The sequence below is a fragment of the Candidatus Leptovillus gracilis genome (assembly GCA_016716065.1).
GTDB classification, from domain to species: Bacteria; Chloroflexota; Anaerolineae; order Promineifilales; family Promineifilaceae; genus Leptovillus; species Leptovillus gracilis.
The window spans coordinates 459,987-477,537 of sequence record JADJXA010000001.1 but is presented as its reverse complement, the minus strand read 5'-3'; the positions used below and the strand labels follow the sequence as shown (position 1 = coordinate 477,537).

General features: G+C 56.1%; 13 protein-coding genes and 4 tRNA genes. 6 read left to right on the top strand and 11 right to left on the bottom strand.

What is annotated here, in order from left to right:
• Positions 1–99: 99 nt before the first annotated feature.
• The 4 genes from IPM39_02090 to IPM39_02075 all read right to left on the bottom strand — a co-directional run bounded on the left by IPM39_02090 (position 100) and on the right by IPM39_02075 (position 5,135).
• Positions 100–1,152, bottom strand: a complete 1,053-nt coding sequence (locus tag IPM39_02090; GenBank protein ID MBK8984863.1) for an SH3 domain-containing protein — start codon at positions 1,150–1,152, stop codon at positions 100–102.
• Between the two features lie 1,191 nt (positions 1,153–2,343).
• Positions 2,344–2,958 (bottom strand): hypothetical protein, encoded by a 615-nt coding sequence (locus IPM39_02085; GenBank protein MBK8984862.1) that lies wholly within the window; start codon positions 2,956–2,958, stop codon positions 2,344–2,346.
• Between the two features lie 191 nt (positions 2,959–3,149).
• On the bottom strand, positions 3,150–4,010 hold the full coding sequence (locus IPM39_02080) for a hypothetical protein (GenBank protein MBK8984861.1): 861 nt from the start codon (positions 4,008–4,010) through the stop codon (positions 3,150–3,152).
• Positions 4,011–4,310: 300 nt separating this feature from the next.
• A complete protein-coding gene (locus IPM39_02075; protein MBK8984860.1) occupies positions 4,311–5,135 on the bottom strand; it encodes a tryptophan synthase subunit alpha in 825 nt (274 codons plus the stop codon).
• A gap of 306 nt (positions 5,136–5,441) precedes the next feature.
• Between IPM39_02075 and IPM39_02070 the strand changes: the two genes are divergently transcribed.
• Positions 5,442–5,810: a YccF domain-containing protein gene (locus tag IPM39_02070; GenBank protein MBK8984859.1), complete on the top strand. Its 369-nt coding sequence runs from the start codon at positions 5,442–5,444 to the stop codon at positions 5,808–5,810.
• An 89-nt stretch (positions 5,811–5,899) separates the two neighbouring features.
• Here the strand turns inward: IPM39_02070 and IPM39_02065 are convergent, their stop codons facing one another.
• From IPM39_02065 to IPM39_02035, 7 genes are all read right to left on the bottom strand, one after another.
• Positions 5,900–7,405 carry an SBBP repeat-containing protein gene (locus IPM39_02065; GenBank protein MBK8984858.1) on the bottom strand — a complete coding sequence of 502 codons (1,506 nt, stop codon included), beginning with the start codon at positions 7,403–7,405 and terminating at the stop codon, positions 5,900–5,902.
• A 24-nt stretch (positions 7,406–7,429) separates the two neighbouring features.
• Positions 7,430–10,564, bottom strand: coding sequence for a choice-of-anchor B family protein (locus tag IPM39_02060; GenBank protein MBK8984857.1), 3,135 nt, complete (start codon positions 10,562–10,564; stop codon positions 7,430–7,432).
• A 162-nt stretch (positions 10,565–10,726) separates the two neighbouring features.
• Positions 10,727–10,798, bottom strand: a tRNA-Ile gene (locus IPM39_02055).
• A 64-nt stretch (positions 10,799–10,862) separates the two neighbouring features.
• Positions 10,863–10,933, bottom strand: a tRNA-Gly gene (locus IPM39_02050).
• Positions 10,934–10,978: 45 nt separating this feature from the next.
• A tRNA-Pro gene (locus tag IPM39_02045) sits at positions 10,979–11,052 on the bottom strand.
• A gap of 42 nt (positions 11,053–11,094) precedes the next feature.
• Positions 11,095–12,516: a tRNA lysidine(34) synthetase TilS gene (tilS, locus tag IPM39_02040; GenBank protein MBK8984856.1), complete on the bottom strand. Its 1,422-nt coding sequence runs from the start codon at positions 12,514–12,516 to the stop codon at positions 11,095–11,097.
• A gap of 59 nt (positions 12,517–12,575) precedes the next feature.
• Positions 12,576–12,658: transfer RNA gene (locus IPM39_02035), tRNA-Leu, on the bottom strand.
• 287 nt (positions 12,659–12,945) lie between these two features.
• Here IPM39_02035 and IPM39_02030 point away from each other — a divergent pair.
• The 5 genes from IPM39_02030 to IPM39_02010 all read left to right on the top strand — a co-directional run bounded on the left by IPM39_02030 (position 12,946) and on the right by IPM39_02010 (position 17,477).
• Positions 12,946–13,803, top strand: a complete 858-nt coding sequence (locus tag IPM39_02030) for a DUF4388 domain-containing protein (protein MBK8984855.1) — start codon at positions 12,946–12,948, stop codon at positions 13,801–13,803.
• A 102-nt stretch (positions 13,804–13,905) separates the two neighbouring features.
• Positions 13,906–14,448: an ATP/GTP-binding protein gene (locus IPM39_02025; GenBank protein ID MBK8984854.1), complete on the top strand. Its 543-nt coding sequence runs from the start codon at positions 13,906–13,908 to the stop codon at positions 14,446–14,448.
• A gap of 214 nt (positions 14,449–14,662) precedes the next feature.
• The gene (locus tag IPM39_02020) at positions 14,663–15,502 is read left to right on the top strand and encodes an alpha/beta hydrolase (protein ID MBK8984853.1); all 840 of its coding nucleotides are present in this window, start codon (positions 14,663–14,665) and stop codon (positions 15,500–15,502) included.
• Entirely contained in the window at positions 15,495–16,148 is a 654-nt protein-coding gene (locus IPM39_02015) for a 4-vinyl reductase (GenBank protein ID MBK8984852.1), read from the top strand. Before IPM39_02020 ends, IPM39_02015 begins: the two co-directional genes overlap by 8 nt.
• Positions 16,149–16,196: 48 nt before the next feature.
• Complete coding sequence (locus tag IPM39_02010; protein ID MBK8984851.1) at positions 16,197–17,477, top strand: multidrug transporter; 1,281 nt, start codon at positions 16,197–16,199, stop codon at positions 17,475–17,477.
• The last annotated feature ends 74 nt before the right edge of the window (positions 17,478–17,551 follow it).

Below are 17,551 nucleotides of genomic sequence, written 5' to 3'. Positions count from 1 at the left end.
TGGTTCCCCAGAGAAAATCGCAGAGACGATTGAATTAGATTGGACAAATCTTCTGAGATTTGTCCAATCTTCCGTATGTTATGTAATTTTCATTCCATATTATCTTTGTGGTGTGGGGGTATAAGTAGCCGTTACCGGAACCACATCTCCCCTTAACGCAATCCAGCTATATGGAACCCAGCCGCGTTGTGTGCCAGGCAGCCAGGGTAAGTTTGATACCCATTGTACCTCAGCCCAGGGGCCTGAAACAGAAATCAAGATCATCGGCGTTTCAAATTCTAATGCCACAATACGCTCTGCATCCAGGCTGGGGCCTGCCCGCACCCAAATAGGGCTGATAGATTCGGCGGCCGGTGGCGTTGGCGTGTGGGTCGCCGTGCCGGTTGTGGTAGCCGTCGGGGTGTTGGTCGGGGTCATCGTTGTGGTGGGTGTGTTGGTGGGTGTGGCCGTGTTGGTGGCGGTGGGCGTAGCCGTCGGCGTGGACGTATCCGTCGGCGTGGCGGTTGTTGTTGGGGTGTACGTGGGGGTGGTGGTGGGCGTGTGGGAGGCTGTGGGCGTGTTAGTTGGTGTCTGCGTTTGGGTGGCGGTGGGCGACGGAAAGGCAATGGGATAGAGCGCGATGGTAAACTGCAAATAGAAGCACGAGAATCCAAGAAAGAGTAGGCCAACGATGCCGCTGAGCAGGAGGAACCATTTTTGCGCGGAAGTGAAAGCAGTTGGCGCCTTTTCTGCCTGGCTAATCGTTGAAAACTGCTGTAAATGTGGTGCTAACTGAGGTAATTCGTCAGGGTCGCCAGCGTAGGCGTTTAACTGTCTGGCGTACTGTACGTTTAAGTCGTTTACCAACTGGCGCAGTTGGGCGCGGAATCCAGGTGGCTCGACGCCATCTATGACAACAGCGACATAAGCGAGACGTCCACTTTGGATGAGGATGCGCATCTGACCGTATTGGATTTCGCTTAGTTCTTCGCCACCGCTGTTGACCGGGCTGAAAGAGTCGTGGACAAAATCGCGCACGGCCGTTAACATGCCGCTGATCAGATCCGAATCGGTTATTTCTGCGCCAGAAATATGGGCCTGGGCCAACAGCAAGCCAGAGCCTTGTTGGATGATGAACATTTCCCGAATGGTAAAGGGAAGCGCGTCGCGCACCGTCAGGTCGGCCGGAGAAACACCCCGCAGCCGCCCCCAGATGCCCCGCAGGAAGCTGGGACCATGTCGCCACGAGACCGGAACTTTATCTTTGGCGCGTCAATTTGCATCGCTGAAATTCTGGGCGGAAGAAATCGCGTAAACGTGGCCTGTGAGGCGCTTGCACGTTCGGCAAATCACCGGCAAAAAGCTCCCGCCCGCCATCGCTTAACCAGACAACGCGGGGCGCTCCTTGATGTCTTGTTTGCGCGCTTCCAGCCAGCACATCCGCTCGGATAAGTCGTCCATCACCTGGCACCAGCCGTCACGCGGTGGTGGGATGCAAGCGGTTCATCGCGTCTGGGCCCGCGGGTGATATGTTGGTTTAAACGGGCAAAGATGGCGACCTGATTTCGCTTTCATACCGTTTTGCCCGCCGCTGCTTGGCCTTGGGGCGAAAGGGAACCATCACCCCGTCAGCGCCCATCAGGAGAGTTTCTGCGGCAAGGGTCGCGTCAACGCTTCCGCCTCTGGCTCATTCCCCAGTTTCAACGCCGCCAACTCGGCCACCAAATGGTTCCTCATATCATCTCTTCTCCGTCATCAACCACCGATACTTTGCGGCGTACGATGACCTGGCTCAATTCTTTTAACAACATGGCTGCGGTTTCGGGCAAGCAAGGATGGCTGTCAAGCAAGCTATCCGCCGCAAACCATCATCGCTTTTTTGATTGGGGGCTTTAATCCCAGCGCCTCATCCAATGGCGCTACCTGATCAATGGACCAAGGCTGCGTCCTGTCCGGCGCTGCCAGCGGGCTGAGACCAATGATGCTCTTGACTTCCCCGGGGGGCAAGCCTTTGCTCTGCAACTTCCGGCCACATATTTGACACCCCCCTTTGGTTGGGGGTTGGGGTCTGCTATTCAAGGTTTCTTCCACCAGACTTACTGCCAGAATGCCTAATTGCCAGGCGAGCAGGATCATTAAGGAGAGGCGTGGCTGCAACGCCCATCTCATCAACTATTTTTTGGCATTCTGGTTCCGCTTCACGTATAGTTTGACATTGTTCTAGGCGATCCTTTCGGGTTTGTGATGATTCTTCGAAAGTTTAACCTAAAAAATAATGTCGTTGGTTTCCTCCCTAAGTTCTTTATGCGCCCGTCGTGGACAAAATCGCGCACGGCCTGCAATCCATGATCAGATCCGAATCGGTTATTTCTGCGCCAGAAATATGGGCAAAAAGCAAGAGGGCGTGGTTATTGAAAAACATTCCGGAGGGGAAAGGAGGCGCCCCCCCCGGTCGGGTGGGTTGGGAAACCCCCCCCGGGGGGCGGCCGGGCCCCCCCCGCCCCGCAGCCGCCCTCGCAGAAGCCCCGGGACCGCCCCGGAACCCAACCCCTTGGCGGCGTCAATTTGCCGCGGAATGCTGGAAGAAATCGGAAGTCCGTTTGCACCGTCCGCATAATCACCGGCGACAGCGCTTCGACCATCTCTTCGCGTGAATCCCGAATCTGCACCCGAATCGCCCTCGCCCATCACCGGCCCCAGCGCTTCGGCCATTTCACTCCGGCTTTCACGAACCTGGCGACCGACCAGATCGCCAAACACAGGCGTCAACCGCTCCATTAGCCCTTCAGAATCGGCCTGGGCTTTGCGCCGCAGCAGGTCTACCGCTACCTCCAAATCTCTGGCGCGTTGTTCGGCTTCGCGCAGTTCCTTTTGCGCTGCGAGAAGCTGTGTTTCCAGTGACTCTGTTTGGGCTTGCAGGTCGTGGATACGGCTGCGCGTCTGGTTGTGATAGCCTTCTAGCTGCTGCTGCAACGCCATATGCGCTGGCGTTCTTCCGCCAACAGAATGGCCTGCACAGACGACAATAATGGATCGTTGTTTTTTGTGAGCGGCTGCTCTGGTTCTGATGGCTCCAATTGAGGTCTCGCCGTGTTCATGAGGTGTGATGAGTGAATTGTCTGGCGATGGTTGACTGGTGGCAGCCTTAGGCTGCCACCAGAAGCATTTGCTTAGTCTGCGCCGCTGCGCATACGCTGCCCCAGTTCGGTTAAAATGTGTCCCAAGTCGGTCCGCGAGACTTTTTTGGTGTCTAGCAGGTTTGCCAATGTCATCAACTCGACGCGCAGATCATCGTCCCGTTTTTTACTTTCTACCTGAAGGGTGCGCGTTTGTTCTGATTGGAATTCTCCTAGTTTGTCCAGGCGATCACTGAGTTCTTTGTGTATCTGGCGCAGTTGGGACATGAAATCGGCCGTCAGGTCATCCAGCCGTCGAGTCAGTTCCTTTTGCACTTCGCGCAGTTGCAGCGATTGTTCCGATTGCTGTGTTTCCAGGCGCGTCGCCAGCTCGCGCTGCGTGGCGCGAATTTGGGTTGTCAGGTCTGTGTTTTGTTGTTCGAGCTGATCGGTTAGCTGTTGGCGCGCGGCGCGCAAATTCTGGTTTTGCGTTTCCATGCCCATGTTCAGCCGTTCAATAAAATCGGCGCGCGTAGAGGTCAATTGATTGCCGGCCATCTTGTCCAGGTTGTCCACCCTGTGGCTGATAAGGTCGCCAAGTTCCTGGCGCACGGCTTCAAGACGCAGTTCCAGATCTGATAGGCGTTTTTCGGTGGATCGTGATTGTTCGCCGAATAGGATGTCGCGCAGACGGGTTAGCTCTGAGCCGATAGCACCGCTATCAGACAACGGGGCGCTGGCAGAATCAATTGGTTCAGGCGCGACTGGTGCATGTGTCGGCAATATCGGGGGCGAGAAAAGGTACTCCGGTTCTTCGGCGGCGCTGCTTGGGACGGGATCGGGTTGAGGCATGGTATCCACACTGGTGTTAACGGTTTCGTTTTCAGGGGTTTCTGGTTGTTTTTTGCCGAACATGGGTTTGATCTCCTGTTTGTCCTGTGGATATTGGCTAAAGCGAGTACCCGTAAGTGGTAATCCGTTATCCGTCATCGGTAATCCGTAGGGCGCTAGCTCTGGAAAATGTCATCGGATAACGGGATACGGACTTCGGCCTACGGATACTAGAGTAAAAGTGTCACGACTTCTTTCTGGCGCTCGCGCTCTTGCTATTTATTCGTGGTGATGGGTCAGGCCACACGCACGAAATCTCCTTGAACATTGCCAACTGATTGGGAATTGTATTCCGGCAATTATAATCTATTTTTCACGAGTTTCTCAACTTTTTGTTAAGCCTGCTCGCAGCGCCTGCACAAAAGCGGCCGCCGCGTCTGGTTTGTTGTCGTCGGCCCGGTCTACGGCGTTGATGAGGGCGCTGCCGACGATGACGCCATCGGCCAGGGCGCCAATTTGCGCCGCCTGCTGCGGTGTGCTGATGCCAAAACCCACTGCCAGCGGCACATTGGCTTGTTGGCGTACACGGGTTACAAAAGCGGCTAAATCAGTCTGTACGGCCGTGCGCGCCCCTGTCACCCCCGTCAAACTCAACAGATAAATAAAGCCTTGCGCCCGTGCGGTCACATTAGCGATGCGCGCCTGGCTGCTGGTAGGCGCCAAAAAGTGGATGAGCGCCATGCCGACTTGCGCCGCCGCCTGTTCCAACTCGCCGGCTTCTTCAGGCGGTAAATCGGGCACGATGAAGGCATCGGCCCCGGCGGCGGCGGCGTCACGGGCGTAGTTGGTGATGCCGTAGGCCAGGATGGGGTTGTAGTAGCCCATCAACATCACCGGTGTCTGCACGCCGCGCTGCCGTAGTTCGCGCAGCACTGCCAGGCAGTCGGCGACGGTGGTTCCGTTTTCCAGAGCAACCTGGGTGCTGTGTTGGATGGTCGGGCCATCGGCCAGGGGGTCGCTGAAAGGCACGCCTAATTCCAGCAAATCGCTGTATGGTGCGATGGCCGCCACCACATTCAGCGCGGTCTGACGGTCGGGGTAGCCCAGGGTGTAGTAAGGCATCAGGGCGGCGGATTGGGTGTGTTGGGCCTGGGCAAAAGCGGCGGTGATGCGGCTACGGCCGTTGGCAGCCTGGTTCAAGTCAGTCATGGCATCTCCTCGTGTTGGGTTATGTCAACGCAGCGGCGCAGCGACGCAGTAGTTGATTGTCGGCAAATTATAACAGCCAATTTGAGGGCGGCTTGTTTTGTTCAGGTTAGGTTATAATGGGGGTTGATGAGCGTCGGTTAAGAGGAGAGGGTGAAACGGCCGTCTGGCCTGCAACTCCCGCCCTCCGAGCGCGTAATAGGTGCAGAAAGTCAGACGGTTGGTTCGTCGGATGGGTTGGTTGGTTCGCCCACACCTCCGCTAACCAACCAACCAACAAACAAACCATCTAAACAAGGAAGATACAACATGAGTCTTATAGGCAATATTATCTGGCTAATTTTTGGCGGCTTTTTGGCCGGCGCCGGTTACATTCTGGCCGGTTTGCTGCTGTGCCTCACCATTGTGGGCATTCCATTCGGCATTCAATCCATCCGGTTAGGCGTGGCGACTTTTGCCCCATTTGGCAAAGAAGTGATGCAGACTGAACGCTCCGGCGGCTGTCTCAGTCTGGCGTTCGACATCATCTGGATCATCTTATTTGGCTGGGAGATCGCCATCGCCCACCTGGTGAGCGCGTTGATTCTGACCATCACCATTATTGGCATTCCCTTCGCCAAACAGCACGTGAAGCTGCTGCCGGTGGCCCTGTTCCCTTTCCAGTACCGTTTGGAGTAGAGCAGTATTCATAAGTCAGTGTCCAGTGTTCAGTGTTCGCGGCGTGTTTTCCAGAGGTAATGCCGACGGAAAACTGGTCATTCAAACGATTACTGTCTGAGGACCGCCGGTAAAAACAGGGTGTGGTCTGCGGGTGGGGGTGTTGCCAGTTGCAGCACGAAGATGTCGTAATCGCCGTTAACGGCCGTGTCGTGGGCGTTGGCGGTGACGGGAAAATCGGCGGAGCGCGTAGCGCCGCTAAGGGCCAGCCACCCATCGCCGCCGGTGACAGCCAGACTGTCGTCCCAATCGCTGCCGCCAATGTAAGAAGCGTAGAGCAGCCGCCCGCCGTCCTGGCTGAGTTGGGCGACAAAACCATCACGCCCGCCGTTGAGCGCTTTGCTGAGCGCATCTGGCGTGGTGGGAAAATCTTCCGACCATGTGCGGCCTGTCAGGGAAATACGGCCGTTATCGTCCAGAACCAACCCGCCGGCCCAATCTTCCGCCGCCCCGCCCAAAAAGGTGCTGGCGACCAGACGGGCGCCAGCGGGGCTTAGGCTGGTCAGGGTGGCGTCTACTGCGCCATCATGCTGCCGGTCCCATGCGCCCGGCGTGGTGGGGAAATTGGGCGAATAGGTGTAGCCAGCCACGACCATCTGCCCGACGGCGTCTACGGCGATGCCGATGGGCCGATCATCCAGTTCCGCGCCCAAATAGGTGGCCGCCAGCAGTTCTGCGCCGGCGGCGTCCAGCCGGACGACGAACATATCGGCGCTGCCGTTGTGGCTGGCGTCGTAAGCCTGGGGGGTGGTGGGGAAATCGGACGAAAAGGTCCAGCCGGTCACGGCCGTTTCCCCGTCGCCGGTCACCGCCACAGACACCCCCTCTTCCTGCCCACTGCCGCCCAGGTAGGTGGCGTACAGCAATTCCGTGCCGGTGGCATCTAATTGGAGGACAAAGGCGTCGCGCAGCCCATTGTGGCTGGCGTCGTAGGCATCGGGCGTTAACGGGAAATCGGTGTCTGACCAGGTACCGCCGGTGATCGTGACACGGCCGTCGGCGTGTAAGGCGATGGCGCGGGCCACGTCCGCTTCGCTGCCGCCGATGAAGGTGCAGTAATCCAACCCGCTGCCATCTGGCTTGACTTTGAGGACAAAGGCGTCGCCGCCGCCGTTGTAGGTGGTATCAAAACCGGGGGTGTCGCCAAACAAGGCGCAAAAGTCGTCGGAGCGGGTATCGCCGACCACGTAGGCGCTGCCATCCGGGCCGACGGCCAGGCCATAGGCGTAATCTTCGGCAAACAGGGTGAGGGCGTTAAACCAAAGGATGTAATCGGCGGCGCCGCTGGTGGCGTTGAATTTTGCCACATAAACGTCTATGCCGTGCAGCCAGGATGCGCGGGTGGTCGGAAAGGTAACAGATTGCGTCTCCCCGGCCACATAGAGGTTGCCGGCCGGGTCGGTGGCGATGGCCCGGCCATATTCGGCAGCTTCCGCGCCCAGGTAGGTACCATAGAGGATAGGGTCGGCGGGTGGGACGGCCGTCGCCCCGACAACCATTGTCAGCAGCAGTCCCGCCAGAAACCCTACGCCAGCCCACGCCCTTAGCCTATCCATTGCGCAATCGGCGATCCGCAATCATCAGGGCAATACCGGCCGTACCAGATACAGTCCTGTCTCCCGGTCGCTAACGGCCGTAACGCCGCTGGCAAAAAACGGGTAGACAGCCCAAACGCCGCCCATGTGGCCGGTATTGTCGTTGGCCGGGTAGGTGTCGAAGTAAGCTGCTTCGGTGATGGTGACATTGTTCATGGTGGTGTTGGCGATGTCTTGCAAGCCAAGAATGCGTACCCCGGCGCGGAAATTGCCGACGTAGGCATACTCTCCCTTCACCCAGACATTGTGGTCGCTGGCGGGCGTGGGGCCGACGTAGATGCTCTGCAACACCGGCGCGTCTACCTGGGTAAAGTCCCAGACGAAGATGCGCGTATTGAAGCCCATCATCATCTCGTCTTCCATGTCGGAGGAGAGGAAATAGCGATGGTCCTCGGTGAACCAGGCCAGGTGGGCGCGGTGGACGGCGGGGTAAGTGAGGGTCGCCAGGGTGGTTGGGGTGTTTTTGTCGGTCATGTCGGCCACCAGAATTTCGTCGTCGCTGGCGACCAGGCAGAGTTCACGGCCGTGATAATCTACATCCGGCCCATTGTACAAAACGCACATCACGTCTGAAGCGGCCCCGCCCTCATCGTAGCAGTTGACAAACGTGGGGTTGAGCGGGTCTTGCACGTTCAGAATATAGACGGCGCTGCTGCACAGCACCGGCGCGGTGTTGCGCACAATGTAGGCATAGCCGGTGGCCTCGTGGATGAAGAAGTTGTGGGCGTTGCCAAAGGCGTTGTAAGTGGCGTCGGCGCTGAATGTCACCGGCGCACCGGCGACGCCGCGCAAATGATGCAGGTCGAAGACTTGCAGGCCGTGCTGGCTGTTTTCGTCGGCGATGACAAAGGCGTAATGCTGGTAGACTTTTACGTCGCGGTAGGCAACTGGATTGGTGTTGGTCTGGTTGGGCAAAAAGCCGACGATGACCGGGCTGAGCGGGTTGGTGGTATTGATGAAGGCCAGTTTGTCTGTCAGACCCAGGAGGACGTATTCATTGTTGTCCTGCGGGTCGGTCCAACCCCACAGATTGGCCGCCTTTTGGCCGCTGGTGGCCCCCAGGTCAGCCAGGGAAAGGAAAGAAAGGTAGTTGGCGTTTTTGCATGGATAGTCGCCGGCCATACCGTCTACGCAGGCGATTTCGTGCGCAGTCTCAAAGTTGTTGCCGATGATGGGCAGGAAGAGTGTGTAGGGCACGGCCGTTGTCGTGATGCTCCAGTCGGCAGTGGCAGCGGGTTCCTGGGTGGAGGTGGCCTGGAAAACGGCCGTATCCGTCAGTCCCAGGGTGGCCGTAAGCGGTACGTGGACTGTCAGTAAAACGTCTGTCGCGGTATTGGCCGCTAAGGTGGCGGTGGTGGGGGCGACGGCCGTTAACCAGTCTGCGTCGGCCGTCAGGCTAAAGGTGTCGGTGATGTTACCCGTATTGGTCAGGCGCAGCGTGTAGGTGATGGCCGTGCCGGGTAGGGCGCTGCCACTGGCGGGACCGGCGATGGCTGCGCCGTACAGGGCCGCCGCTGAGGTGGTGAGTTGGGTGGCCTCGCTGACACTGCCGTCGGCCTGGGAAACGGCCGTGACCACGGCTGCATCGCTGTCCCCGGCGGCGGCGTCGAGCGGAACCTGCACTGTAGCAGTAAACGAACTGCTCTGACCACTATCCAGAGCGATGGCGAGGGTGGACAACTCTGTCGGCCAACTGCTGGTCACGGCCAGGTTAAAGGTGTCGGCGACTGAGCCGGTGTTGGTGATTTGGACCGTGTAGGTGACGGTTGCGCCAGGTTGGGCAACGGCCGTGTCGTCTGGCGACAGCGCCACGCCATAAGTCGGGTCGCCCAACTGCGGCTGCAAGATAAACAATCCTTGCTCAATGCCGCTAACCACCACCACGCCGCTGGCGAAGTAAGGATAATTGCTCCAACTGCCGTTAAAGTTGGCGTTATTATTGGCCGGATAGATGTCAAAATACCCCACTTCTTCCAGATTGCTGGTGGCATAATTATTCACCTGCAAAATACGGAGACCGGCGCGGTAATTCGATTGGTAGACGAGATTTCCTGTGATATACAGATTATGGTCTATGGCCGGGGTCGAAGAGGTGTAATTGCCTAACAGCACCGGCGCGTCTAAATTGCTGATGTCCCAGACATAGGTGCGCGTATTGTGCCCCCAATTAGATTCGTCCAGTTCATCATCTTGCAGATAGTAGGTGTGCGTGGGGTCTACCCAGCCCTGGTGGGTGTAGGCCGAACCGGCGTAACCGGTGCGCGACAACTGCGCTGGCGCGACTTTGTTGGTCACGTCCACAATAGTCAGCGTGTCTTCATTAGAGTTGAAGCAAATCTCTTTGCCCTGATGCTGCGCGTCTGGCCCGCTGTAAACCAGGCAGTGGGCGTCGTGAGTGTAACCATCGCTGCTAAAACAGCCGGCGAAGGTGGGGCTGATGGGGTTTTGGATGTTGACCATGTGCAGCCCGCCGCTGCAGGTGCTTGTACCAACGGCGTAGGCAAAGCCGGTATCCTCGTTGATGACAATGTTGTGGGCGTTGCCAAAGCTGCCGTAATGAGCCGTGCTGCTAAAAGTTGCCGGTGTTATGGGCACGTTACGCAGCTGCGTCAGGTCAAACACCTGCATTCCGTGGCCGCTGGCTTCGCTGACAATGAACGCATGGTTGGCGTATACCTTGATGTCGCGCCAGATGGAAGTGGCGGTGTGGGTAGGCAAATTGCCCAAGTAAAGCGGGTTCTCCGGATCGCTGATGTCTACAAAAGCGGTACCGTTGGTGCGTCCCATCAGGGCATATTCTTTACCACCGACCGGATCGGTCCAGCCCCAGATGTCGTTGCCGCTGCCGCCGCCGATGCTGGCCAGGGGCATGAAGGCCAGTAAATCCACGTTCTGGCAGGGATAAATCCCGGCGAAACCACTGACGCAGGGGGTTAGGGACTGGGGGGCTAATGTTTGTGCTGGCTGGACATCGCGCAGCATGGCGGCCATGGCGGCGGTGGGGGTAGGTGGTGGCCCGGCCTGCGCCGCGACGTCGGCCTGACGCCAGGCGAGACCAATCAACAGGACAACGACCAAACCCAATAACCAAGACAAACGGGCAGGCAGGGAAATCGGCATGATTCTTCTCCTTCAAGATAAAGAAATATGGTTAAGACATGCTGCGAAGTAGAGAAATTGCGCCTGGAGCAGTTCTGTTTTGTGTGGGCGCATGTGTCGTAGGTTGGAGTGGGAATGAAGAAAGACTTGCATGGTGTGTTGGCATACAAGTCTTTTTGTTTATGGGCCTACTAGGATTCGAACCTAGAACCCAGCGGTTATGAGCCGCTTGCTCTGCCATTGAGCTATAGGCCCGGAGGTTAAATTGTGAATGATGAATGATGAATTGTGAATGGTGAACCGTTAATCGTAGAAAAAGAGCGGCGGACGGGATTCGAACCCGTGAGAGCAGCTTGGAAGGCTGCCGTGTTACCACTACACCACCGCCGCGCTTTAGCAGTCACTATTTACTGAACACTGACTATCTCTTTCCAGTCGGGGCGGCCGGATTCGAACCGACGACCTCTCGGACCCAAACCGAGCGCTCTACCAAGCTGAGCTACGCCCCGCGTTGTTAACGATTGGTAGTATACTGAGGCGGAGGAACAACGTCAACCTTTGGCGCAGCGTATCTGAAAGACCCCACGGCTGGCTGGTGTTATTTTGGCCCGTTCGTCTATTTGGTGGCCGACCAGCCAGACGATGTGCTGGGCAGTGCAAACCAGCGGCCAATCATTGCGCCAGGCGGCGCCGATGTGGCGGTTGATCATCACTTTTTTCAGGCTGGTGGTACGGCCGTTCATGCCCAATGGCGCAAATCGTTCTCCCGGCCGCCGTCCACGCACCCATAGGGGCGGTGTGTCTGCGGCCAAAAAAGCCAGCCAGGGATCGGCGTTGTTTTGCACATAGGCGGCGTCAACCGAGTCCAGCAGGGTTGTTTCCAGCCGCCAGCCGTTGGCCAGCGGGAGTATGCCGGGAACCGGCAAAGGCAAAACGGCCCCGGCGGGGAGCTGCGGCCAGTCGCCGGGCTGCCGCTGTACCGGGGTGGTGATGAGGAGACGGCCGTAATCTACCCGCAGCCGCACCCCATCGGGCAAATCACTTTGCGCTCCCACCGCTCCTGCTTCGGCGACCAACCGGGCCTGTTCGATGGTGGCAAAGCTGAGGTCGGTAATAGACGGCCGTACTGTCGCCACCGCCCGCCGTAAACTGCGTCGTCGCATAGCCAGCGGCAGCGCCAGCCAGCGCGCCCGGTCCAGCGCCAGCCACGCCCCAGACTGCGCCGGCGCCAGCGCCGGCCAATGTTCGGCCACAACCTGCTCCAGGTAATCTTCGTCGGCAGCCACGATATGGGCCAACTGCTGCAAGTGGGTCTGGATTTGTGGGTTGTAGGTGGTTAATTCAGGCAGCAGGTGGTGGCGAATGCGGTTGCGCAAGAAGGTAATATCGCTGTTGGTGCTGTCTTGCACGGGCGTCAGGCCATGTTCCTGGCAGTAGGCTTCGATGTCGGCGCGGCTGGTGGTGAGCAGCGGCCGCAGCAGCCAAAATTCCGGCGCTTCCGGCAGGGGGGCGACCGATTTCATGCCGCCCAAGCCGGTGAGGCCGGTTCCGCGCAGCAGGTTCAGCAGCACGGTCTCCGCCTGGTCGTCGGCGTTGTGGGCTACCAAAACGGCCGCAGCCCCCGTTTCGCGGGCGACGCTGGCGAAGAAGCGGTAGCGGGCCAGACGGCCGGCCTCTTCCAATGATTGGCCGCCGGCGCTGGCCTGGGCGATGACGTCGGCCGTTTCTACCACGCAAGGCAGCCCCCAGGCAGCGGCCGTTTGGGCGACGAATTGGGCATCGGAAACGGCCGTGTCCCGCCAGCCATGATTTAGATGAGCAACCACCAGGTCATAGGCAGGCGCATGGTACGCCAGACTGTGCAGCAGAGCCAGCGAATCCGCGCCACCGGACACGCCGACGACCAAACGCCCCGGCAGACCTGAAGTCAGCGCCTGCGCCAAACATAGCTGTACCCTTCTTGCTAGACCCATCGCGCCATCCATCTTCACACCGATCAATAAAAAAAGGCCCCAAAGGGCCTGTTAAAGTGTAGGGCGGGTGGGAGTCGAACCCACACGGAGGTTACTCCGGCGGATTTTAAGTCCGCTGCGTCTGCCATTTCGCCACCGCCCCGAAAGACGTTGCCACACCAAAACAAAACGTATTGTACACACGAAAATATACCCCAACAAGAGCAATTCAAAAGCCAGGATAACCGGCGCCTGGCATATACCAAACCATGACAATAGTAAGTTTGACTTGAAATTTTTCCCCTAGTATAATGCTCAACGACAGGTGAAATTGTCATAATCGCAGTAATTGCGTCTTTTACCAACTCACCAAATGCACGAATACGCCAACAATGGTTAGCGGTAAAGCCGCCATTGTTGAAAATATACCTTATTAGCAGGACAATTGTTATGGCCCTAAAAGGCAACCTGCGCGACTTTTCCACAACCCAGTTACTTAATCTAATCAACCTGGCCCGCAAAACAGGGACTCTCACCATTCACCACAACGGTGAGTCGGCGCAAATGTCTTTTCGCGAAGGGAAGTTGATTTATGCCTTCATGGGGGAAGAATCTGAAAATCATCTGGCGCAAATTCTGCACAACGCCGGAAAACTTTCTGAGGAACAAGCTCGCCTGATCCAATTAAAAGCGAAGGGAACCAGCGATAAGCAGCTTGGACACATGTTGATCCAGCGCGGCCACATCACCCAAAGCGATATCATCCAAAGCGTGCGGCAGAGTGTTTTGGATACTGTGTACCGGCTCTTCACCTGGGGTGAGGGTTTGTTCCGCTTCGACGCCAACAGACTGCCTTCCCCCGGACATATCACCATTCCGATAGACCTGGAAAGCGTGATCATGGAAGGCAGCCGACGCTTGAAAGAATGGGAGATCTTGCAGGAAGAGCTGCCAGACCTGGACATCTCGCTGCGCTTTACCGACCGCCCCGATGCGCGTTTGCGTAATATCAACCTGACTGTCGAAGAATGGCGGGTTGTATCGTTTGTCAACCCGCGCAATACCATTCGTCAGATTGCGCGGGCGAACAATCTGAGCGACTTTGAAATCCGGCGTATCGTTTATGGGATGCTTCAGGCTGGTCTGGTCGAAATTGTGCGTCCGGCGCGGCCGGAAGTGACGCCGCCGCCGGCATCTGAAAGACAACCAACTACCAGACAGGAAGCCCGCAAAGAGATCGAGCAGCAGTCACCGGCGGCCAAGCGTTCCGTTGTTGTCCGTCTGATAGACCGAATTCGTGGTTTGTAAAACGGCCGTTGACAATCTGAAGGTTCATACGGCCGTGTCATTGTATAGGTATCAAGTTCATCACTCATTTCCCCCACTCACCTGTAAGAGGTCATCGTCCTTATGCAAGCAGTAAAAATGGTCATCACGGGTCCGTTCTCGGCGGGCAAAACACAATTCATCGGTTCTATCAGCGAAATTGACGTCGTATCTACAGAACGCAAAATCAGCAGCAGCGCCGAGCAAATCAAAGAATCCACCACCGTCGCCATGGACTTTGGCCGGATCACCGTTGGCGATGACCTGGTTTTATACCTTTTTGGCACACCGGGACAACGGCGCTTTGACTTTATGTGGGACATTCTATCCCAAGGTATGCTCGGCTTTGTTGTCATGGTAGACAGCACCAAACCGGAAACCTTCCGTGAAGCCAAACGGGTTTTAGAAACCTTCGAGAGCTACGCCGCCACCCCTTACGTCGTCGCCGCCAACAAACAAGACATGGAAGATGCCTGGGAGCCAGAAGATTTGCGCATCATTTTGCGCCTGCGGCCTGAGGTAAAAATACTACCTTGCGTCGCCAACGACAAAGAAAGCGTCAAAAATGTGCTGCTGGAACTGCTTTATTCCATATTAGAGGAGCTGGATAAAGCCGAAACCGCCTGACTTTGTTTAACGGCTCATTTACACCTCCTTAACTTGCTTTTCACACGCTTTATTCAAGGCAGGTGCTACCATCACTACAAGTATGATCCGCCTGTATTCGCTTGCAGCTACCATATAAATTCGCGCGAAAAGGCGGCTAACGCCTTTAAGACAAAGTCGTCAATAGCCGTCTAATCGCCGATACAGTCTAAACCCGGGCGGCATTGAGGCTAACGTGAGTTCCATCGTCACAGAGCAGGGGCTTCTTCACTACGAATCCATCGGCCGTGGGCAGCCGATTATCCTCTTGCATGGCTGGATCAATTCCTGGGATGTCTGGCGCGATTCGATGATCGCCCTGGCGCAAACCAAAAAATATCGGGTATACGCACTAGATTTCTGGGGGTTTGGCGATTCAGCCAAAGGGGAGCGCACGGCATCCTCTACTTTTCGCGTTTCCAGCTACGTGGACATGGTTAATCAATTCATGGATACCCTGGGGATTCAGCAAGCCCCGGTATTTGGGCATTCTATGGGCGGCACAGTCGCTTTGCAAATGGCTTTGGAACACCCAGATCGCGTGGATAAAGTCGCCGTCGTTGGTTCACCAGTGATTGGCAATTCGTTGAACCCCTTTTTGCGGCTGGCTGGTTATGGGGTAATCGCCAAACTCATTTGGCGTTATCCGATTGTGCTGCATTCTTTTATGCGCATCTTGCTGGCAAATGATTCCAAAGAGGTGCGCCAAATGATCTCGCGGGACGTGCAGCGCACGACGATTGAATCCTTTTTTCGCAGCATTGGCGATTTAAGAGATACAGACCTGCGCAGTGCTTTGCCGACATTAAGCCTGCCTGCGTTGGGGATCTATGGAGTCAAAGACAATATTGTCTCGCCGTCCAACGCCGACTTGCTCTTTCAGAATACACCGCATGCGCAAGTAATGATGATGCAGTATTCTCGGCATTTCCCGATGATTGATGAACCGGATTTGTTTTTCCACACAATCCACGATTTCCTAAAAAACGGACACATTGAAAAATCTCCACAGGCATTAGACACATCCAGTGAATGAATTAATAATCCGCGAACCGCTCCAGGAAATAGATACATTTTATTACTCTAACAAAATGGGGCGAATTGTGTTGACGGCGATGGAAGAGATTATGGGACGGCATGGCGTTAATGCTGTCTTGAACCTGGCCCATCTCCATCATCTGGTTAACAACTATCCGCCCAACAATCTGGAATTAGGGTTCACCTTTGCCGAGTTTAGCGCCATTCAGCAGACGTTGGACGATATGTATGGCGAGCGTGGCGGCCGCGGTCTGGCGATGCGCGCCGGCCGTGAAACGTGGCGGTTGGCGCTTAAGGAATTTGTGCCTGTATTGGGAATCAGCGACCTGGCGATTCGCACTTTGCCGTTAGGCATTAAAATTAAGATCGGGCTGGACATTTTTGCGCAAACGTTTAACAAATTTAGCGATCAGCGGGTCCGGCTGGGTGAAGACCATCGTGGGTATTTGTGGATTATTGAGCGCTGCCCTATTTGCTGGCAGCGTTCATCACCGCAGCCGTGCTGCCATCTGGCGGTGGGCCTTTTGGAGCAATCGCTGGATTGGGTGAGCAAAGGGCGACGGTTTCGGGTGGAAGAGATTTCTTGCATAGCCAGCGGGGATGAGACGTGTACGATTCTCATTTCCAAGAAACCGATTGTTTGAGGGTGGGTTATGGCATTGGGAATCTGTAACCGGAACGGGTTTTGAGTTATGCGCCGAATTATTCTGACGGAGACTACGCACATTCAGCCGTTTAATGAGCCGGCTCGGGATTTGCGCGTGCAGAACAAGCCGCTGTGGTTGTGGCAGCGGGATTTGCTGACGCCTTATACGTCCGAAGAGCGTGAATACCCGGATTGGCAAACGGCGTATCGTTTTGAAGAGGAGGCGGTGGAATGCCTGGTACACCGCGATAATTTGTTTTTTAACAAGGAGTTAATCAGTGAGTTTGTGGCTCGGGCGCGGGACGGCCGTCGCCCGGTGCGTTTAGCGTTTGCCGCCGATGATCCAGCCATTGTGACTCACGTGAAACCGCTGACCCACTCTTTTTTTCAGCAAGACAAACTGCTGTTGGCCGATATGTGGTATTTACCCAAAGGTCTGTCGCAAAGCGTTGAGGCGCAGCCGCTGGTGATTGATACGGAACCGCTGGAACGTGGTTATTACCACGTTCCGCCTTACATGGCGACGGAATTTGGCGATCTGGTGTACCAACTGCCACGCAAGGCGTTTGTATTGATTGAAAACTGGGTGCATGTTTTTATTGCCGATATTTTGTTTGGCGTGTTTGCGCGTGGGGCCTTTTTTGAAAACCAGATAGACACCAATTGGAAACTAAAACTGAAAATTTTGTATCGTTCGCTGCTGGAACAGAAACACGTTTTGTCTAATTCGGAGATGGTTAAAATTGGCAAGAACGTGAGCATTGATTCTTCCGCAGTGATTCATGGGCCAACGGTGATCGGGGATAATGTGAATATCGGCGCCGGCGCGGTGATTGATAACTGCACCCTTGGCAGTAACGTTACTGTGTCTCAGGGCTGCCAGTTGATGCTGAGCGTGATTAGTGATGGCTGTTTTCTCCCTTTCCGTACTTCGTTGTTTATGACGACGATGATGGAAAATACGATGGTGGCGCAGAATACTTGTTTGCAGTTATGTGTGGTGGGGCGTGATTCGTTTATTGGCGCGGGCACGACGTTCACCGATTTTAATATTTTAGGTGGGCCTTTGCGGACGACGAGCAGCAAAAACGGCCGTCTTGAACAAACCAATATGCTGGTCTTGGGTGGGTGTGTGGGGCATCACTGCCGCCTCAGTTCGGGTCTGGTGATCTACGCCGCGCGCACCATTGAGTCCGACGTGGTGCTGCTGGCTTCGGAAGAGCGTAAATTCATCACCAAAAACGTGCGCTATGAGGACAGCGACCATTATTCTTTTGAGAGTAAATATCCCTATCCCCGCCTATACCCCCGCCCAGATGGAACGTAATGAATGGAGAGCGTCATCCGACGACTTTTCCTGTTATGGGCAGCCGACGACGCCAAACGCAGAATACGCCGGAT